Raw genomic sequence first — 25,554 nt, forward strand, 5'->3', positions numbered from 1 at the left:
ATGAACAAGCCTCTGCTGCATTTCACGCACGGGAACAGCTATCCGGCGGGCTCCTACGGACGCCTGCTCGGGGAGTTGGGCCGCGATTTCGACGTCCACACCACCGACATGCTCGGCCACGATCCGCGCTATCCGGTGGACGACAACTGGCATGCGCTGATCGACGAGCTGATCGCCCAGCTCGAACGCCATGACGAACCGGCGATCCTGGTCGGGCACTCGCTCGGCGGCGCGGTCGGCATGCTGGCCGCCTGGCGCCGGCCGGATCTCGCGCGCTGCGTGGTGATGCTGGATTCGCCGGTGGTGGCGGGCTGGCGCGCCCACGTCTGGCGGATCGCGAAAGCGCTGGGCCTGGGACGCAAGCTGTCCCCGGGCGGCATCGCCGAACGGCGCCGCAATGTCTGGCCTTCGCGCGCGGCCGCCTACGAACACTTCATCTCGAAACCGATATTCCAGGCCTGGGCGCCGGGCGCGCTGGACGACTATCTCGACCACGGCCTGGCCCCGCATCCGCAAGGCGTGCAGCTGCGCTTCGACCGCGACGTCGAGGCGGCCATCTACAGCAGCCTGCCGCACGACATGGGCGAGGTGCTGCGCAAGCCCTACCCGCTGCCGATCGGCTTCGTGGCCGGCACCCGTTCGGAAGAACTGCGCCAGGCCGGCATGGCCTCGACCCGCAGGCTGGTGGGCGAGAATCTGGTCACGATCGAGGGCTCCCACCTGTATCCGATGGAGTCGCCCCAGCTCACCGCGCAGCTGACCCGCGAGATGATAGGACGTCTTTTGCCCGAGCTTGCGACAGATGACCGCCGCAAGGCTTTCGCGTAGAATCGCGGGTTACTATTCATTCACCGGAAAGCCCTGCGATGAGCATCAAAAGCGACAAATGGATCCGCCGGATGGCGGAAGAACACGGCATGATCGAGCCTTTCTCGGCCAAGCAGGTCAGGGAAAACGAAGGCCGCAAGATCATCTCCTGGGGTACCTCGTCGTACGGCTACGACATCCGCTGCGCCGACGAATTCAAGGTGTTCACGAACATCAACAGCACCATCGTCGATCCGAAGAACTTCGATTCGAACTCCTTCGTGGACGTGAAAAGCGACGTCTGCATCATCCCGCCGAACTCCTTCGCGCTCGCCCGCACCATCGAGTACTTCCGCATCCCGCGCAATGTGCTGACGGTCTGCCTCGGCAAGTCGACCTATGCGCGCTGCGGCATCATCGTCAACGTGACGCCCTTCGAGCCGGAGTGGGAAGGCTATGTGACCCTGGAGTTCTCGAACACCACGCCGCTGCCGGCCAAGATCTACGCTGGCGAGGGCTGCGCCCAGGTGCTGTTCTTCGAAAGCGACGAAGTCTGCGAGACTTCGTACAAGGACCGTGGCGGCAAGTACCAGGGCCAGCATGGCGTGACCTTGCCGAAGACCTGATACGGTTTTCGATGCCTGGTGCGCCAGGCTGTATCATGTTCAAAAGGGGCTGCGGCCCCTTTTTTCGTTTGCGAGCCCTTGGCTTCAGTAAGCCGGCGAAAAATCCTCAAGCGCCTTGATGCGCTCCTTGGCGTGGGTCTGCATGCAGCCGATATACATGACGGTGCGGATGGTGCCGCCGGCATTGCGCTGGTAGACGGCATCGCAATCGGCCTCGCGGAATTTGACCCAGGCGCGCTGCGCCACGATCAGCTTCTTCTTCGTCTCGATGCTTTCATTGCCCTCGTCGTCGAGCGCCTTGAGCGTCCGCTGGTACGCCTGGTTGAGCTTCGCTTCGACCGCTTTCTGCTCGATGGCCGCGCATTCGTTGATTTCGCGAGTGCTCATAAAAAAAGCCCGGATCGCTCCGGGCTTGCGAATGACGCGGCCGTGAATCAGTCCTGCCTCACGCAGTCGACGAAATACCCCAGCTTGCCATCCACCTCACGCTTGACCAGGCCGTGCACATCGGTCTCGAAGCCCGGGAAGCGCTCATTGAAATCACGCGCAAAACGCAGGTAGTCGACGATGGTCTTGTTGAAGCGCTCGCCCGGGATCAGCAGCGGGATGCCCGGCGGGTAAGGCGTCAGCAGGATCGCCGTGATGCGGCCTTCCAGGTCTTCGATCGCCACGCGCTCGATCTCGCGGTGGGCCATCTTGGCGAAGGCGTCCGACGGCTTCATCGCCGGGATCATGTCCGACAAATACATCTCGGTGGTCAGGCGGGCCACGTCGCGCGACTTGTAGAAGTCGTGGATTTGCTGGCAGAGGTCGCGCAGGCCCCAGGATTCGTAGCGCGGGTTGGCCGCCGTGAACTCCGGCATGATGCGCCACATCGGCTGGTTGCGGTCGTAGTCGTCCTTGAACTGCTGCAGGGCGGTGACCAGGGTGTTCCAGCGGCCCTTGGTGATGCCGATCGTGAACAGGATGAAGAAGGAGTACAGGCCGCACTTCTCGATGATCACGCCGTGCTCGGCCAGGTACTTGGTCACGATCGAGGCCGGGATGCCGGAGTCGTCGAAGGATCCGTCCAGTGCCAGGCCCGGGGTCACCACGGTGGCCTTGATCGGGTCCAGCATGTTGAAGCCTTCGGCCAGCTTGCCGAAGCCGTGCCAGGTGTCCTCGGCATGGATCATCCAGTCGGCCTGGGTGCCGATGCCTTCCTCGCTGGTGACCTGCGGGCCCCAGACCTTGAACCACCAGTCGTCGCCGATCTCTTCGTCGACCTTCTGCATGGCGCGGCGGAAGTCCAGCGATTCGTAGATCGACTCTTCGACCAGGGCGGTGCCGCCCGGCGCTTCCATCATCGCGGCGGCGACGTCGCAGGACGCGATGATCGAGTATTGCGGCGAGGTCGAGGTGTGCATCAGGTAGGCCTCGTTGAAGGCGTCCTGGTCCAGCTTGACGGTTTCCGACTCGCGCACCAGCACCTGCGAGGCCTGCGAGAGGCCGGCCAGCAGCTTGTGGGTCGACTGGGTCGAGAAGATCATCGACTCCTTGGCGCGCGGGCGGTCGCGGCCGATCGCGTGCATGTTCTTGTAGAAGTCGTGGAAGGTCGCGTGCGGGATCCAGGCTTCGTCGAAGTGCAGGGTGTCGATCTTGCCGTCCAGCAGTTCGCGCAGGGTCTCGACGTTATAGACCACGCCGTCGTAGGTAGACTGGGTGATGGTCAGGATGCGCGGCTTCTTGTTCTTGGCTTCGCGGGCGAAGGGGTTCGCTTCGATCTTCCTGCGGATCGACTCCGGCGAGAACTCTTCCAGTGGGATCGGGCCGATGATGCCGAGGTTGTTCCGGGTCGGCATCAGGAAGACCGGGATCGCGCCGCACATGATGATCGAGTGCAGGATCGACTTGTGGCAGTTACGGTCGACCACGACGATGTCGCCCGGCGCCACGGTCGAGTGCCAGACCATCTTGTTCGAGGTCGAGGTGCCGTTGGTGACGAAGTAGCAGTGATCGGCGTTGTAGATGCGGGCGGCGTTGCGCTCGGACTTGGCCACTGGGCCGGTGTGGTCCAGCAGCTGGCCGAGTTCCTCGACTGCGTTGCAGACGTCGGCGCGCAGCATGTTCTCGCCGAAGAACTGGTGGAACATCTGGCCGATCGGCGATTTCAGGAAGGCGACGCCGCCGGAGTGGCCGGGGCAGTGCCAGGAATAGGAGCCGTCGTTGGCGTAGTTGACCAGGGCGCGGAAGAAGGGCGGCGCCAGGCTGTCCAGGTAGGCTTTCGCTTCGCGGATGATGTGGCGCGCCACGAACTCCGGCGTGTCCTCGAACATGTGGATGAAGCCGTGCAGCTCCTTCAGGATGTCGTTCGGGATGTGGCGGCTGGTGCGGGTCTCGCCGTAGATGTAGATCGGGATGTCCGAGTTCTTGTGGCGGATCTCCTGCACGAAGGCGCGCAGCGCGCTAAGGGCGAAATTGGTCTCTTCGAGCGTCCCGCCGCCGAATTCCTCGTCGTCGATCGACAGCACGAAGGCCGAGGCGCGCGACTGCTGCTGGGCGAACTGGGACAGGTCGCCATAGCTCGTCAGGCCCAGCACTTCCATGCCTTCTTTTTCCATCGCGGCGGCCAGCGCGCGAATGCCGAGGCCCGAAGTGTTCTCGGAACGGAAGTCCTCGTCAATGATGACGATAGGGAATCGAAATTTCATGGACAGCTCCAAAGCGAAGCGCCGTGCACCCCATCTCCAGGAATGTAGAGATGGCCGGGCACGGCACCGTAAAAAATTGAGAAGCGGATTTTCGCAGAAAACTTCCGGTCCCGTGCAAAAATTTTTGCTAGGTTAACCAGACTGGTCCGATCGTGGCGCACTCTTGTGGCCGAGCCTACTTCCTGCGCTCGTAAGTGACGAAGGCAAACGCCACCCCATCGGCCGAGCGATGCTCCTCGCGCGCGGTCTCGATCCAGGTTGCCGGGTCGATCTCGGGGAAGAAGGTGTCGCAGCGGTAGACGCCGTCGATGTGCGTGATGATCATGCGGTCGGCGAGGCCCATCGATTCATGGAAGATCTGGGCGCCGCCGATGATGCTGGCGGGTTCATCGCCGGCGAGGGCGACCGCCTCCTGCAGCGACCCCGCCACCTCGACGCCGGCGTAGCACCAGTCCGCGTTGCGGGTGACGACGATGTTGCGGCGCTTGGGCAGCGGGCGGCCGATCGAGTCGAAGGTCTTGCGGCCCATGATGATGGGATGGCCGAGGGTGACCCGCTTGAAGTGGGCCAGGTCCTCGGGCAGGTGCCAGGGCAGCTGGTTGTCGACGCCGATGCCGCGCTGGCCGTCCATCGCGACCACGAGAGTGATTTGCTTAGCCATGGGATTACACCGCCACCGGGGCCTTGATCGCGGGATGCGGATCGTAGCCGACCACCTCGAAGTCGTCGAACTTGTAGTCGAACAGCGACTCCGGCTTGCGGCGGATGACCAGCTTCGGCAGCGGGCGTTCTTCGCGAGACAGCTGCAGCTCGACCTGTTCCATGTGGTTCGCGTACAGGTGGCAGTCGCCGCCGGTCCAGATGAAGTCGCCCACTTCCAGGCCGGCCTGCTGGGCCATCATGTGGGTCAGCAGGGCGTAGGAAGCGATATTGAAGGGTACGCCGAGGAAGATGTCGGCGCTGCGCTGGTAGAGCTGGCAGGACAGCTTGCCTTCGGCCACGTAGAACTGGAAAAAGGCGTGGCAGGGCGGCAGCTTCATCTGCGGTACGTCGGCGACGTTCCAGGCGGAGACGATCATGCGGCGCGAATCCGGATTGTTCCTGATCTGGTCCAGCACCTGGCTGACCTGGTCGATGTGCGAACCGTCCGGCGCCGGCCAGCTGCGCCACTGGTAGCCGTAGATCGGGCCCAGGTTGCCGTTCTCGTCGGCCCACTCGTCCCAGATCGAGACGCCGTTCTCCTTCAGGTAGGCGATATTGGTCGAACCGTTCAGGAACCAGATGAGTTCATGGATGATCGACTTCAGGTGCACCTTCTTGGTCGTCACCAGCGGGAAGCCGTCCTGGAGGTTGAATCGCATCTGGTAGCCGAACACGGAACGCGTGCCGGTACCGGTGCGATCCAGCTTGACCGTGCCATGGTCGCGGACATGGCGCATGAGGTCTGTGTATTGGCGCATCGGGGTTTCGGTGTAAAGCGGGTTGATGATCCGGCATTTTAACCGATCGCCGCCTGCACCTCGGCCGCCAGCAGCGCCGCCGCCTCACGCACACGTCCGTCGGGCGCTTCGAGGAGATTGTCGCCCACGTAGAGTTCGAAGTAGGAGGTGTCGGGCAGCACGCCGTGGCTGATGCGGTGGAAGATCCACAGCCCGTGCTCGGCCGCCAGTTTGCGGCGGATCTCGAGCGCGCGCTCGCGGCCGACCGGCAGGTGCACGTGCAGCATATTGGCCTGGGGCGCCGCCGGATTGAGCTTCAGGACCGGATGCTCGGCCAGTACCTCGTACACGAAGCGGGTGCGCTCGAACAGCGCCGGCATGCTGGCCAGGCGCGCATCGAACTGCATTGCCGCCGCCACCACGTAGGGGCTCTGGTGCACCAGCTTGCCGCCCTGGCGCGCGAACCATTTGGCGGCACGGGCCACGAATTCGCGCGTCCCCAGCAGCATCGCACCACCGACGCCGCCGATACCCTTGTACAGCGAGACGTAGACCGAATCGAAGCCGGCTGCGATCTCGGCCAGCGGACGGGCATAACCGGCCGCCGCTTCCCAGAGGCGCGCGCCGTCCATGTGCAGGTGGATGCCCTTCGCGCGGCAGTGCGCCTTGATCGCCTGCAGTTCGTCCCAGCTGGAGAGCTGGCCGCCGATCTCGCGCATCGGGATCTCGAGGCCGACGGCGGACAGCCGTTCCGGAATGCCGGTGATATCGGCCGCGGTCCAGGGACGGTGGCGCTCGCCGACCGACAGCGCGGCGAAGTGGTTCAGAAGCTGGTAGTTCGACTGCTCGTGCACGAAGATGTGCGAAGTCGGGTGCAGGGCCACCGGCGCCATGCCACGGTCCATCGCGGCCAGGCGCAGGGCGGTCACCTGGGTCATGGTGCCGGAAATGCAGAAGACGGCCGCTTCGAAGCCGAGCAGTTCGGCGACCTTGCGTTCGAAGTCCTGGACCACCGCGCCTTCGCCGTAGACGTCGTGCTGGATGCCCTTGGCTTCGCACCAGGCGGCCATGGCGGAGAACATCTCGGCCGGGCGGCGGGCGCGGTGGCCGGGGAGGACGGTGGTGCAGCGTGCAAGCAGTTCGGTATCGCTCAAGGGGGGCTCCAGTGGATCGGTCTGGTCAACCGCGCCACTCTACACCGAACTGCCGGGACCGGAAAGGGCGGCCCCGGGCGCCGGGAGCGCTCGGGTGCTCAGTGGACTACCTGCACATGATGGAACTGCAGCGCCGCCAGGTTCGCATAGATGCCGCCCAGCGCCACCAGCGAGGCGTGGGTGCCGGTCTCGACGATGCGGCCGTCCTCCATCACGATGATGCGGTCGGCGCGCTGCACGGTGGCCAGGCGGTGGGCGATGATGAGGGTGGTGCGGCCGACCATCGCCGCTTCCAGGGCGCTCTGCACCAGGCGCTCGGATTCGGCGTCGAGGGCGCTGGTGGCTTCGTCCAGCAGCAGCAGCGGCGGATTCTTGAGCAACGCCCGCGCGATCGCGATGCGCTGGCGCTGGCCGCCGGACAGGCGCACGCCGCGCTCGCCCAGGTAGGAGCCGTAGCCCTCGGGCAGGCGTTCGATGAATTCGTGGGCGGCCGCCATCTTCGCCGCCGCGATCACTTCGGCGTCGCTGGCCTCCGGCCGGCCATAGCGGATGTTTTCCATCGCGTCGGCCGAGAAGATCACCGTGTCCTGGGGTACGATGCCGATCGCGTTGCGCAGCACGTGCAGGTCGAGGTCGCGGATGTCGACGCCGTCCAGCAGGATCGCGCCCGACTGCGGATCGTAGAAGCGCAGCAGCAGCTGGAACAGGGTGGTCTTGCCGGCGCCGGAGGGACCGACGATGGCGACCGTCTCGCCCGGCTTGATGTTCAGGTCGAGGTGGGATAGCGCTGCGTGGTCGGGACGCGAGGGATAGGAGAAGCCGACGCCGGCCAGCTGCAGCGAGCTGCCGGCGGCCTGGCGCGCCGGCAGCGGCTTCGGCTGCAGCGGGCTCTCGATGCTGGAGCGCAGGGCCAGCAGTTCCAGCAGGCGCTCGGCGGCGCCGGCCGCGCGCTGGGCTTCGCCCATCACTTCGGACAGGGCGCCCACGGCGCCGGAGACGATCGAGGCATACAGGATGAACTGGCCGAGGTCGCCGCCCGTCATCGAGCCTTCCAGCACCGCGTGGGCGCCCAGCCACAACACGAAGACGATGGCACCGAACACCAGTACGATGGCCAGCATGGTGAGGATGGAGCGCGCGCGAATACGCCGCATCGCGGTGTGGAAGGCGTGCTCGACGGAAGCGCCGAAACGCTGGGCTTCGCGCCGCTCGCCGGTGAAGGACTGTACGGTGGGCATGGCGTTGAGGATCTCGCCGGCCAGCGCCGAGGCGTCGGCGATGCGGTCCTGGGAGTCGCGCGACAGCTTGCGCACGCGGCGGCCGAACAGCACGATCGGCACCACCACCAGCACCAGCAGGCCGAGGATGATGGAGGTGAGCTTGGCGCTGGTCACGAACAGCATGGCCAGTCCGCCCACGAACAGCAGGCTGTTGCGCAGCGCCAGCGAGATGCTGGTGCCGACCACGGCCTGGATCAGGGTGGTGTCGGTGGTGAGCCTCGACAGCACTTCGCCTGTGCGGGTGGTTTCGAAGAATTCCGGGCTTTGCCGGACTACGTGGGAGTAGACGGCGCTGCGGATATCGGCCGTCACGCGCTCGCCCAGCCAGGACACCATGTAGAAGCGGGCGGCGGTCGCCACCCCCAGCACCGCCGCCACCCCGAACAGGGCGAGGAAGGTGGCGTTGACGTTGGCGATGCTCTTGCCACCGGCCGCGGCGCCGAAGCCGTGGTCGATCATCTGCTTGAAGGCGTAGGGGATGGCCAGGGTGGCGCCGGCGGCGACCAGCAGGGCGATCCCGGCCAGCACGAACTGGCGGCGGTAGGGGCGCAGGAAGGGGAAGAGGCCGGCGAGGGCGGCAAAGGTGCCCTTGCGGCTGACGGCATCGTTGGAACTGGTAGTGCTTTTACTCATGTCTCTTGGCTTCTTGTTGGCGGAGTGCTTCAAAGTTTCATTGGGTCGAGGTAGCCGGTCAGCTCGAGGTAGCCGCGGCCCAGCTGGCGGCCGTCGCGCTCCACCGTCACCGCGCCTTCCCAGTACACGGCGCCGGTCGAGCGGCGCGAGTCGAGTTCCTGGTCCGGCTGCAGCGGCTTCAGCAGCCAGCGCAGCGCGCCGGTCGTGATCGTGGTCGCCACCGGGTAGGTGGCGCCGGTGCGCGGCGATTTCCAGCGCGTCCGCGGCGCAAAGCCGACCTGGTCCGGGCCGAACTGGCTCAGGCGGCCGGCGCCATCGCGCAGGGTGGCGTGGGCCCACAGCTTGGCGCCATCCCTGGCGCGGATCTGGAAGGCCATCAGGGCGCCGCCGTCATCCAGATTGATCCCGGTCCAGTCCCAGCCGGCCGCATTCGTGTCCAGCACCTGGCTGGACCATTCGTGGTCGAGCCAGGCCGTGCCCTTGACCGATACCGGCTTGCCCCTGCTGGTCACCGTGCCCGACACCGCCAGGTGGGGCTCGCTGTAATAATAACTGGCGTGCCCGGCTTGCGGGCCCTTGCGCGAAAAACCGGCCTCGCCTTCGAGCAGCACCGGCTGGGTCGGCGTGAGCTGCAGTTCGAAGGCCAGCTGGCTGCCGCGGACCGAGACCAGGTAGCGGCCGTCCGGCCCGCGCCGCATGCGCCAGTCTTCGAGCTTGACGTCGGTATCGCCGGTTTTCGCCCATGCCAGGCCGAAGCCTTCGCGCGCGCTGCGCTGGTCGTGCAGCAGGTGGCCGGCAGCCGGATCGGAGAGGGCGGCGTGGCCGATCACCAGCTGCTTCGGCGCGAAGGCGCTGGGATTATCCGGATCGTGTTCGGTGCGGCTGCGAAAGAATGTGACCTGGAAGCCGAGCGGCTTGCCGTCAGGCGTGTTCAGCCAGCCGGTCACGTACCACCATTCGGTGCGGTGCCCGGGATGGGCGCCATAGTCCTGCGGGAACACGAGGGCGCGGCCGGGCGTCACCGGCGCGAATTGCGGCGGGCCCGCAAGGGCGGCGCCGGCCAGCAGCGACAGCATGGCGATCAGCAGGCGGAGCAGGCGCATCACCAGTCCTCCCGCACGGCGCGCACCGGCCCGCTGGACAGCGCATAGCGGCCCGACACCAGCGCGGTGGCGACCGAGGCCGCCACCAGCACCGCGGCCACGCTGCCGAGCAGGGACCAGGGCAGGTGCAGCTGCATGGTCCAGTGGAAGGATTGCGGGTTCACCACATAGACCAGGATCAGGCTGATGAGCAGGCCGAGGGCGAAGCCGGTGGCCACGCCCAGCACGGTCAGCGAGCCGCCTTCCAGCGCCAGGATGCGCAGCACCTGGCCGCGCGACACGCCCACGTGGCGCAGCATGCCGAATTCGCGGGCGCGCGCCAGGGTCTGGGCCGAGAAGGTGGCGGCCACCCCGGACAGGCCGATGGCGATCGCGATCGCCTCCAGCAGATAGGTGACGGCGAAGCTGCGGTCGAAGATGCGCAGGCTGGCGGCGCGGATCTCGCCGGGGCTGGCCAGCTGCAGGCTGGCGCCGAAGGGCAGGCCGCGCAGCCGCGCGGCGATGGACTCCGGCTGCGTGCCGTCGGCGGCCCACAGCGCGGCATCGGTGACGGTGGTGTCGCCGGTCAGGCGGCGGTAGTCCGCCAGCCTGACGATTGCCGAACCGGACTGGTTGGCATAGTCGCGCCAGACGCCGGCGATGAAGAAGACTTGCTTGCGGCCGCCCAGCGGCAGTTCGATCCGCTGGCCGGCATGCATGCCGTACAGGTCGCTCATGGCTTCCGACACCCATGCCGGCAGTTCGCCGGCCGGCGCCGGAGCGCTCGCGCCGACCAGGGCCAGCAGGCGGCCCGGGTCGGCGGCATCGATGTCGCGCGCGACCAGGGTGATGTTCGGCCGCGCCGGGTCGAGCGACAGCGGGCGGGTGCGCAGGAAGGCTGCCTGCGCGACGCCGGGCAGCGCGGCGATCGCCGCCTGTTCGGCGGGTCCGAGGCCGCCGGTATTGCCGCCGCTGGCGGTGCGCACGTAGAGGTCGGCCGGCAGGATGTGCAGCATCCAGTCGTCCACCGAGACGCGGAAGCTGGCCACCATGATGCCCATCGCGACCATCAGGCTGAAGCTGGCCAGCACGCCGCCCAGGGCGATCGATGCCTGGCCCGGCGCATTGGCGAGCCGCGCCAGCGCCAGCGACAGCACCGGCGAAGGCGCGCGTTCCGGATGGCCCGAGCCGCGCCGCATGTGCAGGCGGTTCAGAAAGCGGAAGCTGCTGGCCGCCAGGCGCGGCATCAGGCCGATCCCGCCGATCAGCAGCAGGGCCACGGCAAAATAGCCGAACAGCGGCAGCTCGAACACCGGCGGGGCGAAGGCGCAGGCCGCGGCCGCGCCGAGGCAGAGCAGCGAGGGCCAGATGCGCGCCAGGCGGGCCAACGCGGTCTCGTCGTTGCCGGACTTGAGGGCGACGGCGGGCCGGGCGCGCGCCGCTTCCCAGGCCGGCGCCGCGCAGCCCAGCAGGGCCACGCCCAGGCCAAGCAGGAAGAACACGCTCGCCGCCACCGGCGTGAAGTGGACGGTCGGCTTCACGCCGGGGAAGTAGCCGGCGCCGAGGTCGCCGCCGAAGAAGGCCAGCGCGGCCGCCGCCAGTCCGTAACCCGCGGCGATGCCGAGCAGGGCGCCTATCACGCCGAGGCTGGCGCCTTCGAGCAGCACCTGGCGCAGCAGGAGGCGGCGCGGCAGGCCCAGCACCCGCAGCAGCGCGAACTGGCTGCGCCGCCGCAGCACCGACAGGGCCTGGGTCGAGAACACCAGGAAGGCGCCGGTGAACAGGGCCACCAGGGCCAGCACCGTCAGGTTGACGCGGTAGGCGCGGCTGAGATTATTGTTGCGGCTCTCCTGGTTGGCGTCGTTCGGCGCCGCCACCGTGAAGCGGCCCGGGAAATCGCGTTCCAGCTCGCGTGCCAGGCCGCGCTCGAAGGCGGCGCGGTCGACGCCGTCGCGCAGCTTGAGGTCGATGCGCGACAGCTTGCCGAGCTGGTGGAAGCGCCACTGCAGGGCGCCGATGTCCATCACGCCCAGGCGCTGGCCGCTGCGGGCGCGCAGGATGGGGCCGGCCACGCGCAGCGGCACGTTCCGGGTGCCGGCGCGCAGCATCAGGGTGGCGCCGGCCTGCGCGCCGAGCCAGTTCTGGGCGGCGGGCGAAAGGAAGATGGTGTCGTCGGCCAGCACGTCGGCGCCACGGCCCTTTTGCGGCACGCCGGCCAGGTCGGGCGAGACGTAGCCGGCGCGCAGGGCGTCGAGGCCGACGACCTTCAGCGAACCCGGCCTGCCGGCCAATGCGGCATCGAGTTCCAGCACGGGCGAGGCCAGCGCCACGCCTTCATGCGTGGCCAGGCGCGGATAGATGCTTTCGTCGAACTGGGCTTCACGCCCGCGCACCTGCAGGTCGGCCTGGCCTGCCAGGCTCTGGATGGCGGCCGAGAATTCGTTGAAGGCGGCGGCATTGATCAGGTGGATGGCGAAGCCCATGGCGACGCCGACCGCGATCGCGGCGACGGCGAGCAGGGCGCGCATCGGATGCGCGCGCCACTCGCCGAACAGCAGCCAGCGCGATAGCAGCCCTAAGCCGGACATTCCACCGCCAGGGTTTCGGCCTGGCGCCTCAGCTTGATGCGCGCCGCCTCATGCTTCGGCCCGTGCGCGGTATGGGCCAGGTCTTCTTCCGCCCATTTGTGGCGCAGGCGCAGCTTCTCGCATTTCTTGCGCTGGGCCTGGACTGCACGCGCTTGCCGGACCTCGACGCGGCCCTGCTTCTCCGCCGCCTTCTCGCGGGCGATGCGGGCCTTTTCCAGTTCCAGCAGGGTGCGGGCGTCGCCGCCCTGCGGACCGATCTGGTCCGAGATCGAGATGCCGGCCGGCGCCGGCGGCAGGGCTTTCGACGCGCCTTGCGCGCAGGGCTGGTCGCCGTAGCTGGTCTTGCCCTCGTGCGTACATTTGTACACGTCCTGGGCCTGGACGGCGGCCGGCAGCAGGGTGGCGGCGAAGAGGAGGAAAACGCGCATCATGAAGGATCTCCGGTCAAAGAATTTTGCCAGGGTTCATGATGCCGAGCGGGTCCAGGGCTGCCTTGATGGCACGCATCAGGTCGAGTTCGACCTGGGCCTTGTAGCGCGGCAGTTCGTCGCGCTTCAGGGCGCCGATGCCGTGCTCGGCGGAAATCGATCCGCCGAAGGCCGCCACGCTGTCGTGCACGATGCGGTTGACGTCGCCCTGGTAGGCGAGGAAGGCTTCGTGCGGGGTGCCCTCGGGCGGCGCGATGTTGTAGTGCAGGTTGCCGTCGCCCAGGTGGCCGAAGCATACCACCTGCACGCCCGGCCAGGCGTGTTCGAGCAGGACGTCGGTCTTTTCGACGAAATCGGCGATGCGCGAGATCGGGACCGAGATGTCGTGCTTGATGTTCTTGCCGTCCGCGGCCTGGGCCAGCGGGATGTGCTCGCGGATCGCCCACAGGGCGCGCGACTGGGCGATCGAGGTCGCCACCACGGCATCCTGGGCCAGGCCGGCTTCCAGCGCGCGCTCGATGGTCTCTTCCAGCAGGCGCACCGCGTGCTGCTCCGACTCGTGGCTGGACAGTTCGAGCAAGGCGTACTCGGGATGGTGCTGCGGGAAGGGCCGCGGCAGGTCGGGGAAGTGCTTGCCGACCAGGCGCAGGCAGACGTCGCTCATCAGCTCGTAGCCGGTCAGGGTCGGGCCGGCGGTGTCCTGGGCCATGCCCAGCAGCCCCAGGGCATCGCGGCAGCTGGACAGCGCCACCAGGGCGGTGATGCCGGCCTTCGGCTGCGGGAAGAGCTTGAGCACGGCGCCGGTGATCACGCCGAGGGTGCCTTCGGCGCCGATGTACAGGTCGCGCAGGTCGTAGCCGGTATTGTCCTTGCGCAGGCCGCGCAGGCCGTCCCACAGCTCGCCGCGGGCGGTGACGACTTCGAGGCCGAGGCAGAGTTCGCGCGTGTTCCCGTAGCGCAGGACGCCGGTGCCGCCGGCATTCGTCGCCAGGTTGCCGCCGATGGTGCAGCTGCCCTCCGCCGCCAGCGACAGCGGGAACAGCATGCCGTGATGGCTCGCGGCCTGCTGGATGTCGTGCAGGATGCAGCCGGCGTCCACCGTCATGGTGCGGTTGACCGGATCGATGGCGCGGATGCGGTTCAGGCGGCGCAGCGACAGCACCACGGCATGGCCGGATTCGTCCGGCACGCTGCCGACCACCAGGCCCGTGCGTCCGCCCTGCGGCACGATGGGCACGCGGTGGGCGGCGCATAGGCGCACCAGGCCGGCCACCTGGGCGGCGTCGAGGGGGCGCAGCACGGCGCGCGCACGGCCGGTGAAGCGGCCGCGCCAGTCGGTCAGGTAGGGGGCGACGTCGGCCTCGCCGGTGAGGACGTGCTCGACGCCGATCAGCTCGCGGCAATGCGCCAGGAAGAGATCGGATACGGAATCAGTCATGCGGAACTTTTACCTTGTCGAGCAACTCCTTCGCCAGCTTCTGGGCCTGCTTCTTGTAGGGGCGCAGGTAGAGCAGGGCGAACACGAAATAGGAGACGACCAGCAGCACCTCGCCCAGCGCCATGATGCGCGAGATGTCGGTCTTGTCACTCCAGGCCCGCACCACGCCTTCGACGAAGTAGATGAGGATGACCATCGACGACCACTGCAGCGTGTACAGGTCGCGTTTGATCACGCCGCGCAGCGGCAGCAGCAGCGGCAGCGCTTTCAGCGCCAGCAGAGAGCCGCCCGGATGCAGCGGGGCGACCGCGATTTCCCAGGCAAGCAGCCAGACGCACAGGATGACCAGGCTGGTCACCGCCCCCGTATGGAATACCCGATGCACTTGCATGTCCTACTCCATCCCCTGCAGATTGCGGCTCGCCAGCGCCAGGCGCCGGCCCAGCGCGATCGCGAGCCGCTTCTCGTCGTCCGTGATCGGCCGGTTGCCGTCCACGCCGGACCAGTGGGTCGCGCCGTAGGGGCTGCCGCCGCTTTCGGTGGTCATCAGTTCCGGCATGGTGTAGGGCAGGCCCATCACCATCATGCCGTGGTGCAGCAGCGGAATCATCATCGACAGCAGGGTCGATTCCTGGCCGCCGTGCAGGCTGCCGGTGGAGGTGAAGACGGCAGCCGGCTTGCCCGACAGGGTGCCGGACAGCCACTGTGCCGAGGTCCCGTCGAGGAAGTACTTCATCGCCGCCGCCATATTGCCGAACCGGGTTGGCGAACCCAGGGCCAGTCCGGCGCATTCCGCCAGGTCCTCGAGCTCGACATAGGGAGCGCCGCTCCGTGGGATGTCCGGCTCGGTGGCTTCGGCCACCGTCGACACCGCCGGCACGGTGCGCAGGCGCGCCTCCGCGCCGGGGACGCTTTCCACGCCCTGGGCAATGAGTTCGGCGAGCTTGCGTGTCTTGCCATGTCGAGAGTAATAGAGGACGAGGATGATCGGATCGGTTGGGTTCATCGTTGGTATTATAGGGCGCTTTATAATATGACACGAAGCGCGACATGACCGCGCGCCGCTACCAGGGTCCAATGCTTTCCAAAACCGTCTCCAGTATTTCCCGTTCCACCAGCGAGATGATCAACGTCGGCGTCGACAAGGTGCGCGGCCTGACCTGGGCCGAGGTGCGCGACCTGGTGCGCTTCGCGCGCCGCCGCCTGCTGACCGAGAAGCTGCCGCAGGTGGCGGGCAGCCTCACCTTCACCACCACGCTGGCCCTGGTGCCGCTGCTGACCATCGTGCTGGCGATCTTCACCACCTTTCCGATCTTCGGCCAGCTGCGCTCCTCCCTCGACCATTACTTCGTGCAGATGGTGATGCCGAAGGCGATCGCGAACACGATCACCTCGAACCTGACCCAGTTCGCCAGCAAGGCGACCAAGCTGTCGGCGGTGGGCGCGGTGGCCCTGGTGCTGACCACGGCGGCCATGATCGGCATGATCGAGCGCGCCTTCAACCAGATCTGGCGGGTCAAGCGCCCGCGGCCGCTGGTGCAGCGGGTGCTGATCTACTGGGCCCTGGTGACGCTCGGGCCGCTGCTGTTCGGCATCTCGCTAACCCTCACCTCCCAGCTGTTCAGCGCCACCACGGGCCTGATGAGCGCCGTTCCCTTCATCGGCACCCTGTTCTATACCGCCATGTCGGTGGCGCTGACCACCGGCGCCTACACGCTGCTCTACATGACGGTGCCGAACCGCTGGGTCGACTGGCGCGACGCCCTGTGGGGCGGGCTGGTGGCGGCGGTCGCCTTCGAGATCGCCAAGCGCGTGTTCGCCATCTTCATCCGCCAGTTCCCGACCTACGCCATCATCTACGGCGCGCTGGCGGCGCTGCCGCTGTTCCTGCTGTGGATGTATCTGTCCTGGCTGATCACCCTGGTGGGGGCGCTGCTCACCGCCGCGCTGCCGGTGGTGAAGTACGAGCGCTGGTGGTATGAACCGGTGCCGGGCGGCGCCTTCGTCGATGCGATGGCGATCCTGAAGGTGCTCCACGGCGCCGCCGCGACCACCGGCACCGCGCTGGCGACCGGCGCCCAGATCCGCGCCCACACCCGCATCGGCTACGACGAGATGTCCCTGCTGCTGGATCAGATGGTGGCGGCGGGCTGGGTGGGCCGGGTGCACGCGGAGGAGTCCGTCAAGGCGATCTGGGGCCGCGGCGCGCGCGAAGGCGGCGACGGCTGGGTTCTGTTGGTCGACCCAGGCCTGGTCCGCCTGTCCGACGTCTACCGCCTGTTCGTGTTCGGCGGCGCCGGGGTCGAGGGCCCGCCTGCGCCGGGAACGGGGGCTGTCGAGACTGCGCAGAACTCGCCGCTGGCGCTGGATACGGCGGCGCTGGCGCGCCGGGTCGAGGCGGCCGTGGAGCGCGGGCTGGACCAGAGCTTGGCGGACCATTTTGTTGTTAAATAGCCTGTTCACCAACGGTTCCGTTTCTGTTTCGCTACGGATACAGTTGAATTGTGGAATCAAACGTTGCCCGATGTTACTATTGGCGGCATACGTTTGGAGACCACATGGTTGTGCGCCGCTTCCTCTTGGGCCTGCTGTTCCTGTGCTGGACTGCGCTGGCCTATGCCGGCGACGACCAGTACGAATTCAATCACGAGCTGATCAATGCCCGCGAGGAAGCCTATGTCATGCCCCTCGACGCCCTGCGCAGGCTCGATATCCTGAAGCAAGGGCGCAGCGGACCGCAGCTGGGCCTGGTCCTGGTGGAAAGCAGCCGCGCATGGTTCTGGCGCGGCAGGAAGCACGAAGCCCTCGATGCCGCCGTCCAGGCGGAACAAATAGCCCGCGAATCCCGCGACGATAACCTGCTGGCCAAGGCCATGCTCAGCCACGGCCTGGTGCTGTCCAGGCTGGTACACGACCAGGATGCGGCGCGTCGCCTCGTCGAGGACGGCGCCGCGCTGGCCGCCGACAGCCGCGATGTCCACCTGCAGACCCGCGCCCTGGTCGCCCAGGGCCTGCTGGCCGACCAGGAAGGCCGCGTCGACGACGCCCTCGACTTCATGGCGCGCGCGGTCGTACTGGCGCGCGCGGGCGGCGACCCGGACGCCTTGTCGATGGCGCTGCGCGAACAGGTGCGCCTGCTGGCCGGCAATGGCACTGCCGGCGCGGCCCAGGCCCTGTCCCTGACCGACGAACTGGTTTCCATCGCCAGGAGCCGCGGCATCCCGGCCCAGCTGGCCCACGCCAGGCTGACGGAATACGCGGCCGCCGCCCGCGCCGGCAACCAGAAGCGCGCCGAGAAGGCCTTGCTGGCGGCCGTCGAGACCCTCGAAAAACTCCAGGCCCGCGAGAGCCTGGCCGTGCCGATGGCGAACCTGGCCGAACTCTATATCCAGTCCCGACGTTTCGGCGAGGCCGCCCGCACCAGCGAAGCGGCGCTGCGGATCGCGCGCGAGTTCGAGGACGATACCGGCAGCCGGCTCGCATCCTTCCAGCTCGGCATCGCCACCATCTATTTCCGCAACATCGCCGGCGGCCGCGCCATGGTCGACAAGGCGCTGGCCGGCATGCAGGGCGACGAGCGCTATGTGCGCATGCTGCTGGATTACGGCCACGCGCTGAACCAGGTCGGCTGGGGCGACGACGCGCTGACGATCTACGAAAAGGCCGGCTCGGTCTCGCTGGCCGCCTGGCGCAAGGAAAAGCAGCTGTCCTACCAGACGCTGCAGCGCGCCTATGCGGTCCAGAAGAAGCAGGCCGAGTTGAGCGCGCTGCACCACGAAAGCGAGCTGAAGGCGGCCGAACTGGCCAACGTCAAGCGCCTGCGCAGCATGTGGGTGCTGCTCAGCGCGACGACTCTGGCCGCGGTGGCCCTGATCGCCTTGCTGTACGCCCGCGTCAGGAAGGCGAACGCCACGCTGAAGCTGAAGAACGAGCAGCTGTTCCTGCAGAGCACCCGCGACTCGCTCACCGGCCTGTTCAACCGCCACTACTTCTACGAGCAGGTCGTGCCGCAACTGCACGCCCAGCGCAGCCGCGGCGAGGCCAAGGGAGGCGGCGTCTTCCTGCTGCTCGACGTCGACCACTTCAAGTCGATCAACGACCGCTTCGGCCATGGCGCCGGCGACGTGGTCCTGAAAAACGTGGCCTCGCGCCTGGCGGGCGCGCTGCGCGAACAGGATGTGCTGATCCGCTGGGGCGGCGAGGAATTCCTGGCCTACCTGCCCGGCGTCGCCACCGACGAGGCACGCCAGGTCTGCGGCCGCTTGCTGGCGTCGGTGTCCGGCACCGCCATCGTCGCCGAGGAGCGCGAGCTGACCGTCACGGTATCGATCGGCTTCTGCCCGAACCCGGCCGACAATGAGGCCGCCCCCGGCTGGGAACAGCTGGTCCACCTGGCGGACCTCTGCCTCTACCTGGCCAAGACGGCCGGCCGCAACCAGGCTTTCGGCGTGCAGGATGCCGCCGAGCTGACCAAGGAGGCGGTCGCCGCCGCCGATGCCGACCTGAAGCAGGCTTCGGCCGATGGCCTGCTGAGCCTCGTCAACGTTACCAGCTGAGCTTTCCGGTCAGCATCTGCCAGTACATTACCCAGTCGGCCCGGAACGACCACCAGGGATTGCCGAAGCTCGCCGGGCGGTTCTTTTCGTAGACGAAGTGGCCGATCCAGGCCCCGCCATAACCGCTCACCAGTGCGAACAGCAGCCACCAGGCATTCAGGCTGTCGAGGTACTGGGCGATCGCGGCGATGGCCGACGAGGTCCCGATGAAATGGGCGCGCCGGCACAGGCGGTTGTCGTGCTGGGTCAGGTAGTAGGGATAGAACTCCGCAAAGCTGCTGTAGCGAACGGCCGCCATCTGAAGGTCTCCTCTCATTGTCTGCCGGCGAAGGCGATCAGCGCGTCGAGCACCGCGTCGGGCTGCTCGGCCATCATGGCGTGGCCGGCGTCCACGGTGACGATTTTGCCATGCACGATGGCCGACGTCAGCGCCTGCGCGGAACGCGGCGGGGTCATGATGTCGCGTGCGCCCAGAACGAACAGGGTCGGGCAACTGATTCCGGCGGCCGCCACGCCGCCGTTGGCGTAGGCATTACAGGCCGAAAAGTCGGTGTGGAAGAGCTGGTCCGGGTTCTGCTCGGCCAGGCGCTGCATCAGGCGGCGCGACAGGCCCGTGACGGAAAAGCCGGGCGCCGGGCAGGCCGGGCGCGGCAGGGGACCGGTGTGCGACCAGATATTGACCATGTCGATTGCCTCCTGCAGCCGGTCCTTCGAGGCGGCGAGGAGGGTGTCGGATACCTTCATCGGCCAGGTCGTGCCGAGCAGGGCCAGGCCCGTCACCCGGCCGGGCGCGCGGTGGGCGGCTTCCAGCGCAATCAATGAGCCCATGCTGTGGCCGGCCAGCACGGCCTGGCAGGCGCCCGCCGCATCCAGCAGGGCCAGCAGCCAGTCGGCCATAGACTCGACGCTGTCGAGGGCTTGGCCGCCGCTGCGGCCGTGGCCGGGCAGGTCGGGCGCCAGCACGTTCCAGCCGTGCCAGGCAAAGTAGCGGCTCTGCAGGGCCCACACCGAGTGGTCGTTCTGGGCGCCGTGCAGGAAGACGATGGTGGGCTGCCGGGCATCGAAGGCCTTGCCGCCGGTGTAGCTGTAGGCTGGAGCGCCGTTGATCTCATAGATCATTTCAGGCTCCCTTCTGGGCCAGCTTCAGCCCGCGCGTCAGGTCTTCGATCAGGTCGTCGGCATCTTCGAGGCCGCTTGAGATGCGGATCATGCCTTCGCCGACCCCGGCCGCGGCCAGTTGGTCGGCAGGGACCCGGAAATGCGTGGTCGAGGCGGGGTGGATCGCCAGCGATTTCGCATCGCCGACGTTGGCCAGGTGCGAGAACAGGCGCAAAGCGTCGATGAAGCGCTTGCCGGCCGCGCGTCCGCCGCGCAGATGGAAGGAGAATACGCCGCCGCAGCCGCGCGGCAGCAGGGTCTTCGCCAGCTCGTGGTCGGGATGGCTTTCGAGCTCGGGCCAGACCACCGATTCCACCGCCGGATGGCTCACCAGGAATTCGACCAGCTTGCGCGCGTTGGCCACGTGGCGCTCCATGCGCAGGCCCAGGGTTTCGATGCCTTGCAGGATGGCGAAGGCATTGTGCGGGCTCATCGCCGCGCCGAAGTCGCGCAAGCCTTCGCGCCGCGCCCGCAGGGCGAAGGCGCCGACCGTCGATTCCTCGGCAAACACCATGCCGTGGAAGCCCTCATAAGGCTCGCACAGTTCGGCGAAGCGTCCCGTGCGCGCATGGGCGCGCTGCCAGTCGAAGCTGCCGCCGTCGACCAGCAGGCCGCCGATCGCGGTGCCGTGCCCGCACAGGAATTTCGTCGCCGAGTGGAACACCAGGTCGGCGCCGTGATCGAAGGGTCTCAGGAGCCAGGGCGTACTCAGGGTGGCATCGACCATGAGGGGCAGGTCGTGCTCGTGGGCCAGTGCCGCCACGCGCGGGATGTCGAGCACGTCCAGGCCCGGGTTGCCCAGGGTTTCGCCGAACAACACCTTGGTTTCGGGCCGGATCGCGGCGCGCCAGGCGTCGAGGTCGCGCGGATCGACGAAGCTGGTCTCGATGCCGAAGCGCTTGAGGGTGTAGGCCAGCAGGTTGTGCGAGCCGCCGTAGAGGGCGCGCGAGGCGACCACGTGGCTGCCGGCGCCGGCGATGGTGGACAGGCCCAGGTGCAGCGCGGCCTGGCCGCTGGCGGTGGCGATGCCGGCCACGCCGCCTTCGAGGGCGGCGATACGCTCTTCGAGCACTGCATTGGTCGGGTTCGAGAGGCGGGAATAGACGTGGCCGGCGCGTTCCATATTGAACAGCGAGGCCGCGTGGTCCGCATCGCGGAACGCGAACGAGGACGTGAAATACACCGGCGTGGCGCGCGCGCCGGTGGCCGGGTCGGGGCTGGCGCCGGCGTGCAGGGACAGGGTGTCGAAGCCGGGATACCTGGGACCGCTCATGATCTGTTCATCCGTAGTGATGGTGACGAGCGGCATCCTACCACCAGCCGATAGCAATGCGACATCGCGAGTGGCTTTAAATCATCATTTGCGCAAGTTTGTTAGCGCGCAAGTATGGCTTTTTCGGAAGGCATAGGCTAGAGTCGGCGTTATGTGTTGAATAAGGTCCAAGTACCTCCGAATCCAGTGTCCAGCTCTCTCGTTCCCAGCGCTCCCGTACCACGTACCCACGACATGGTGACCACTATGAAAGTATCTGAAATCCTGCAGGTGAAAGGCGATATCCTTTACACGGTGTCTCCGGACACGCCGCTGGCCGACGCCGCGGCGACGATGGCGGAGCGCGATATCGGTTCTCTGGTGGTAATGGAATACGGCGACCTGGTCGGCATGTTGACCTTCCGCGAAGTGATCCAGGCCGTCAATACCTTCGGCAGCGCAACCGCCGCCGGCAGCGTGCGCAAGCACATGGACGACAGCCCGATCACCGTGACCCCGGACACCGAGGTCAACGAGGTGCGCCGCATCATGCTGGAAAAGCATGCGCGCTACCTGCCGGTGATGAATGCCCGCACCCTGCTGGGCGTGATCTCGTTCTATGACGTCGCCAAGGCGGTGCTGGAGGCGCAAAGTTTCGAGAACCGGATGTTGAAGGCGTATATCCGGGATTGGCCGGCGGAACAGGCGGCTGACGACTAAGTGTTGGCCTGAAGACCGTCATCCCCGCGCAGGCGGGGATCCAGGTTTGCTTGAGTAGTGCAGGCAGGCGTCCTCAGTTCGCGGCGAACTTGGGTTCCCGCCTCCGCGGGAACGACGTAGTTGATATTCAAGCCGCGCGCGTCAGCGCATCCGCCCCCAGCCACTCCAGCAGCTGCTCCGGCGCCAGCGGCCGCGAGAACAGGAAGCCCTGCGCCAGCGGGCAGCCCAGCGCCTGCAGGATCTGCGCCTGGCGCTCGTCCTCGACGCCCTCGGCGATGATCGATAGCCCGAGGTTGCGTCCCAGCTCGATCACCATTTCAGCAATGCTGCTGCCGCGCGCCGAGCCCGTGATCTCGGTGACGAAGGCGCGGTCGATCTTCAGGCGGTCGACCTGCAGGCGCTGCAGGTAGGACAGCGACGAGAAGCCGGTGCCGAAGTCGTCGATCGCGATCGAGACGCCGGTGCGCTTGATCGCGGCGAGGCGCTCGATCAGCAGGTCCGGCTCTTCCATCGCCATCGATTCCGTGATTTCCAGCTCGACCCGCTCCGGCGGCGCGCCGGTGTCCACCAGCGCCTGGCGCAGCATGTCGAGGAAGCCCGGGTGGCGGAACTGCACCTGGGACACGTTGATCGACATCGTGAAGTCCAGGTAGCCGGCCGCGCGCAGGCGCATCAGCTCGGCGCAGGCCTGGCGCAGCACCCATTCGCCGATCTCGATGATCAGGCCCGATGATTCGGCGATCGGGATGAAGCGATCGGGCGGTACCAGGCGTCCGTCCTCGGTGCGCCAGCGCAGCAGGGCTTCGGCGCCGAAGGGGCGGTGGGCGCCCAGTTCCACCTGGGGCTGGAAGGCCAGGAACAGTTCGCCGCGCGCGAAGCCGCTGCGCAGTGCGTGCATCAGGCGCACCCGTTCGCGGATCTCGACGCCCATGCCGCGCGAGAAGTAGAAATGGCCGCCGCGCTGGCGGCTCTTGGCGCGCTTGAGGGCGATGTCGGCGTCCTTGAGGGCGTCGGCGCCGCTGCCGTCGTGCTCCATCAGGCGCACCAGGCCGAGCGTGATCGAGACCTGCAGGTCCTGGCCCTCGATCGAGAAGGGCGCCGCGAACAGGGCGCGGATCGCTTCCGGATCGACCTCGGCGGAGTCGCCCAGCACGCAGAAGATGTCGCTGCCGATGCGCGCCAGCTGCAGGCGCGAATGGAGCCGGGCGCGCAGGCGCTGGGCCACCGCGACCAGCAGGGCATCGCCGAACTGGTGGCCGAGGGCGTCGTTGATCTCGGCAAAGTGGTCGAGGTCGACCAGGCACAGGACCTCGTCCGCCACGTTGGTGTTGCGGCTGATGCCTTCATCGATCAGTTCGACCAGGCGGGTGCGGTTCGGCAGGCCGGTCAGCGGGTCGTAGAAGGCGGCGCGCTGGAGGTCGGTCAGCAGGGCCACGTTGTCGAGGCCGACCGCGATATTCGACGCAAACAGCTCCAGCAGGCCGCGGCGCAGGGGATCCAGCGGACGTTCCAGCTCGATCCAGGTGGCGAAATCGCAGTGGGCCTTGCCGCCGAAATAAAGGGTGAGGTAGCGCTCGCCGAAGATGTGGCGTTGTTCGAGCAGGGTCTGGCGGATCGCCGCCGCGGTGCTGTCGCCACCCGCGGCCAGCATGCCGCTCGGCGCCAGCGCGGCCTTGTCGTGGCTGGCCGCCAGCACCTGCCATGCCGCCGCCTGCGGGCCGCCGAGGCAGGAGCACATCAGGCCGGGCGCGGGCTGGCCGATCAGGCGCGCCGCTTCGCGCAGGATGCCGTCCGCCATGCCGCCGACCGTGCGCTGCGCCATCAGCTCGGCGTTGGCGCGCACCACTTCGGCCAGGCCCTGGCGGCTCGCTTCCAGCGCGCGGATCTGTTCGTAGGCGCGGATCGCCGACGCCACCGAGGTGTAGAGCTTGGTGCGCGTGAGTTCGGACTTGGTCCGGTAATCGTTGATGTCGTAGCCGCGGATGGCGTCCATCTCGGGCGCATAGCCGGGCTGGCCGGTGCGCAGGATGATGCGCAGGTCGTGCCGGCCCAGGGTTTCACGGATGTGCCGCACCAGGTGCAGGCCGGCGTCCGCCTCCTCCATGACGACGTCGAGCAGGACCACGGCGATGTCGCCTTCGCGCTCCAGCAGGGCGCGCGCCTCGGCGGCCGAGTAGGCATGCAGGAAGGCGAGCTTGCGGCCGTGCAGTTCGAGGCTGCCGAGGGCGAAGGTGGTCGTCGAGTGGACGTCGGCGTCGTCGTCGACGATCAGCACCCGCCACGCGCCGGCGCTGCCGGCTTCGTTGTCCGGGGCGCCGCCGGAGGCTGTCGGCGCTTCGTCGACGAACACCAGTTCGTCGTCCTGCGCCTGGCCCTGAGGCGTCGTCGGTGCGGGCATTGCTGTATCTCCAAGTTGGCATGGAACAATGAAATCTAGTATATCTGAGTTGCCAGCTCGACAGAAAAAAATTCTTTAAGGCAACATCGAAAGCGTTGTTCCACCACCCCTCTCCACCATGGCCCGGGTCCTGCTGGTAGAATCGACCATTCCGTTTACTTATCTCGCACGCATCCATGTCCGGCAATACCTTTGGCAAGCTGTTTTCCGTCACCACCTTCGGCGAGTCGCATGGCCCGGCCATCGGCTGCGTCATCGATGGCTGCCCTCCAGGGCTCGCTCTTTCCGAGGCCGATATCCAGCCCGAGCTGGACCGCCGCAAGCCAGGCACCTCGCGCCACGTGACCCAGCGCCAGGAAGCCGACCGCGTGCAGATCCTGTCCGGCGTCTACGAGGGCGTCACCACCGGCACCCCGATCGCGCTGCTGATCCCGAACGAGGACCAGCGCAGCAAGGACTACGGTAACATCGCCGACACCTTCCGTCCGGGCCACGCCGACTACACCTATTGGCACAAGTACGGCGTGCGCGACCCGCGCGGCGGCGGCCGTTCCTCGGCGCGCCTGACCGCGCCGGTGGTGGGCGCCGGCGCGATCGCCAGGAAGTGGCTGCGCGAGCACTACGGCACCGAGTTCATGGGCTGCATGTCCCAGCTCGGCGACATCGCCGTCCCGTTCCAGTCCTTCGAACACGTGCATGCGAATCCCTTCTTCGCCGCGACCTCGGACGCCGACCTGATCGCGCGCATGGAAACTGCGATGGACGAGCTGCGCCGCGCCGGCGACTCGATCGGCGCGCGCATCGACGTGGTGGCGAAGAACGTCCCGGTCGGCCTCGGCCAGCCGCTGTACGACAAGCTGGACGCCGACATCGCCTACGCCATGATGGGCATTAACGCAGTGAAGGGCGTCGAGATCGGCGCCGGCTTCCTGTCGGTGGCGCAGAAGGGTTCCGAGCATGGCGACGAGCTGACCCCGGAAGGCTTCGTCGGCAACAACGCCGGCGGCGTGCTGGGCGGAATCTCGACCGGCCAGGACATCACGGTCTCGATCGCGATCAAGCCGACCTCGTCGATCCGCACGCCGCGCCGCTCGATCGACAAGGACGGCAACCCGGTCAGCGTCGAAACCTTCGGCCGCCACGATCCCTGCGTCGGCATCCGCGCCACGCCGATCGCCGAGGCGATGCTGGCGCTGGTGCTGATCGATCATGCGCTGATGCACCGGGCGCAGTGCGGGGATGTGCGGGTCAGCACGCCGCGTATCTGATTCGATTACCGTCGTCCCCGCGAAGGCGGGGACCCAG

At 67.4% G+C, this 25,554-nt stretch carries 22 protein-coding genes; 6 read left to right on the top strand and 16 right to left on the bottom strand.

Features of this window, described 5'->3' with window-relative positions:
• The gene (locus AB4Z32_RS11840) at positions 1 to 828 is read left to right on the top strand and encodes an alpha/beta fold hydrolase (RefSeq protein ID WP_442122043.1); all 828 of its coding nucleotides are present in this window, start codon (positions 1 to 3) and stop codon (positions 826 to 828) included.
• Positions 829 to 866: 38 nt separating this feature from the next.
• Positions 867 to 1,433 (top strand): dCTP deaminase, encoded by a 567-nt coding sequence (dcd, locus tag AB4Z32_RS11845; RefSeq protein WP_442122044.1) that lies wholly within the window; start codon positions 867 to 869, stop codon positions 1,431 to 1,433.
• 84 nt (positions 1,434 to 1,517) lie between these two features.
• Here the strand turns inward: dcd and AB4Z32_RS11850 are convergent, their stop codons facing one another.
• The 12 genes from AB4Z32_RS11850 to wrbA form a co-directional block, all read right to left on the bottom strand.
• Positions 1,518 to 1,820: a lysozyme inhibitor LprI family protein gene (locus AB4Z32_RS11850; protein ID WP_442122045.1), complete on the bottom strand. Its 303-nt coding sequence runs from the start codon at positions 1,818 to 1,820 to the stop codon at positions 1,518 to 1,520.
• A 47-nt stretch (positions 1,821 to 1,867) separates the two neighbouring features.
• Positions 1,868 to 4,123, bottom strand: a complete 2,256-nt coding sequence (locus tag AB4Z32_RS11855) for an Orn/Lys/Arg decarboxylase N-terminal domain-containing protein (protein WP_442122046.1) — start codon at positions 4,121 to 4,123, stop codon at positions 1,868 to 1,870.
• Positions 4,124 to 4,298: 175 nt separating this feature from the next.
• Positions 4,299 to 4,784, bottom strand: coding sequence for a dihydrofolate reductase (locus AB4Z32_RS11860; RefSeq protein ID WP_442122047.1), 486 nt, complete (start codon positions 4,782 to 4,784; stop codon positions 4,299 to 4,301).
• 4 nt (positions 4,785 to 4,788) lie between these two features.
• Entirely contained in the window at positions 4,789 to 5,583 is a 795-nt protein-coding gene (thyA, locus tag AB4Z32_RS11865; RefSeq protein ID WP_442122048.1) for a thymidylate synthase, read from the bottom strand.
• 38 nt (positions 5,584 to 5,621) lie between these two features.
• Positions 5,622 to 6,716: a threonine aldolase family protein gene (locus AB4Z32_RS11870; RefSeq protein WP_442122049.1), complete on the bottom strand. Its 1,095-nt coding sequence runs from the start codon at positions 6,714 to 6,716 to the stop codon at positions 5,622 to 5,624.
• A 98-nt stretch (positions 6,717 to 6,814) separates the two neighbouring features.
• Positions 6,815 to 8,629, bottom strand: coding sequence for an ABC transporter transmembrane domain-containing protein (locus AB4Z32_RS11875; RefSeq protein WP_442122050.1), 1,815 nt, complete (start codon positions 8,627 to 8,629; stop codon positions 6,815 to 6,817).
• Between the two features lie 29 nt (positions 8,630 to 8,658).
• Positions 8,659 to 9,732, bottom strand: a complete 1,074-nt coding sequence (locus tag AB4Z32_RS11880; RefSeq protein ID WP_442122153.1) for a lipocalin-like domain-containing protein — start codon at positions 9,730 to 9,732, stop codon at positions 8,659 to 8,661.
• Complete coding sequence (locus AB4Z32_RS11885; RefSeq protein WP_442122051.1) at positions 9,732 to 12,299, bottom strand: FtsX-like permease family protein; 2,568 nt, start codon at positions 12,297 to 12,299, stop codon at positions 9,732 to 9,734. Before AB4Z32_RS11885 ends, AB4Z32_RS11880 begins: the two co-directional genes overlap by 1 nt.
• Positions 12,287 to 12,730 (bottom strand): DUF4124 domain-containing protein, encoded by a 444-nt coding sequence (locus AB4Z32_RS11890; RefSeq protein ID WP_442122052.1) that lies wholly within the window; start codon positions 12,728 to 12,730, stop codon positions 12,287 to 12,289. The genes AB4Z32_RS11885 and AB4Z32_RS11890 overlap by 13 nt, the downstream gene beginning before the upstream one ends.
• Positions 12,731 to 12,743: 13 nt before the next feature.
• The gene (locus AB4Z32_RS11895) at positions 12,744 to 14,165 is read right to left on the bottom strand and encodes an FAD-binding oxidoreductase (RefSeq protein ID WP_442122053.1); all 1,422 of its coding nucleotides are present in this window, start codon (positions 14,163 to 14,165) and stop codon (positions 12,744 to 12,746) included.
• Positions 14,158 to 14,556 carry a DUF2069 domain-containing protein gene (locus tag AB4Z32_RS11900; RefSeq protein ID WP_442122054.1) on the bottom strand — a complete coding sequence of 133 codons (399 nt, stop codon included), beginning with the start codon at positions 14,554 to 14,556 and terminating at the stop codon, positions 14,158 to 14,160. Before AB4Z32_RS11900 ends, AB4Z32_RS11895 begins: the two co-directional genes overlap by 8 nt.
• 3 nt (positions 14,557 to 14,559) lie before the next feature.
• Positions 14,560 to 15,171: an NAD(P)H:quinone oxidoreductase gene (gene wrbA / locus AB4Z32_RS11905; RefSeq protein WP_442122055.1), complete on the bottom strand. Its 612-nt coding sequence runs from the start codon at positions 15,169 to 15,171 to the stop codon at positions 14,560 to 14,562.
• A 71-nt stretch (positions 15,172 to 15,242) separates the two neighbouring features.
• On the opposite strand from wrbA, the gene AB4Z32_RS11910 reads away from it, so the two are divergent.
• Both AB4Z32_RS11910 and AB4Z32_RS11915 read left to right on the top strand, forming a co-directional pair.
• Positions 15,243 to 16,619, top strand: coding sequence for a YihY family inner membrane protein (locus AB4Z32_RS11910; protein ID WP_442122056.1), 1,377 nt, complete (start codon positions 15,243 to 15,245; stop codon positions 16,617 to 16,619).
• Between the two features lie 104 nt (positions 16,620 to 16,723).
• Positions 16,724 to 18,721 (top strand): diguanylate cyclase, encoded by a 1,998-nt coding sequence (locus AB4Z32_RS11915; RefSeq protein WP_442122057.1) that lies wholly within the window; start codon positions 16,724 to 16,726, stop codon positions 18,719 to 18,721.
• Here AB4Z32_RS11915 and AB4Z32_RS11920 read toward each other — a convergent pair.
• Genes AB4Z32_RS11920 through AB4Z32_RS11930 form a run of 3 tightly spaced genes read right to left on the bottom strand, consistent with a single transcriptional unit; the run spans position 18,711 to position 21,152 of the window.
• Complete coding sequence (locus AB4Z32_RS11920; RefSeq protein ID WP_442122058.1) at positions 18,711 to 19,019, bottom strand: Mpo1-like protein; 309 nt, start codon at positions 19,017 to 19,019, stop codon at positions 18,711 to 18,713. The two genes, AB4Z32_RS11915 and AB4Z32_RS11920, sit on opposite strands and share 11 nt — an antisense overlap.
• Positions 19,020 to 19,033: 14 nt before the next feature.
• Positions 19,034 to 19,840: an alpha/beta fold hydrolase gene (locus AB4Z32_RS11925; RefSeq protein WP_442122059.1), complete on the bottom strand. Its 807-nt coding sequence runs from the start codon at positions 19,838 to 19,840 to the stop codon at positions 19,034 to 19,036.
• 1 nt (position 19,841) lies between these two features.
• A complete protein-coding gene (locus AB4Z32_RS11930) occupies positions 19,842 to 21,152 on the bottom strand; it encodes an O-acetylhomoserine aminocarboxypropyltransferase (RefSeq protein WP_442122060.1) in 1,311 nt (436 codons plus the stop codon).
• A gap of 246 nt (positions 21,153 to 21,398) precedes the next feature.
• On the opposite strand from AB4Z32_RS11930, the gene AB4Z32_RS11935 reads away from it, so the two are divergent.
• Positions 21,399 to 21,851 carry a CBS domain-containing protein gene (locus AB4Z32_RS11935; RefSeq protein ID WP_442122061.1) on the top strand — a complete coding sequence of 151 codons (453 nt, stop codon included), beginning with the start codon at positions 21,399 to 21,401 and terminating at the stop codon, positions 21,849 to 21,851.
• A 127-nt stretch (positions 21,852 to 21,978) separates the two neighbouring features.
• On the opposite strand, the gene AB4Z32_RS11940 is transcribed toward AB4Z32_RS11935, so the two are convergent.
• The gene (locus AB4Z32_RS11940) at positions 21,979 to 24,249 is read right to left on the bottom strand and encodes a putative bifunctional diguanylate cyclase/phosphodiesterase (RefSeq protein ID WP_442122062.1); all 2,271 of its coding nucleotides are present in this window, start codon (positions 24,247 to 24,249) and stop codon (positions 21,979 to 21,981) included.
• 176 nt (positions 24,250 to 24,425) lie between these two features.
• Here AB4Z32_RS11940 and aroC point away from each other — a divergent pair, with 176 nt between their 5' ends.
• Positions 24,426 to 25,517 carry a chorismate synthase gene (aroC, locus tag AB4Z32_RS11945; RefSeq protein WP_442122063.1) on the top strand — a complete coding sequence of 364 codons (1,092 nt, stop codon included), beginning with the start codon at positions 24,426 to 24,428 and terminating at the stop codon, positions 25,515 to 25,517.
• Positions 25,518 to 25,554 lie beyond the last annotated feature (37 nt).

The organism is Massilia sp. 2TAF26 (genome assembly GCF_052115005.1).
GTDB lineage: Bacteria > Pseudomonadota > Gammaproteobacteria > Burkholderiales > Burkholderiaceae_D > Telluria.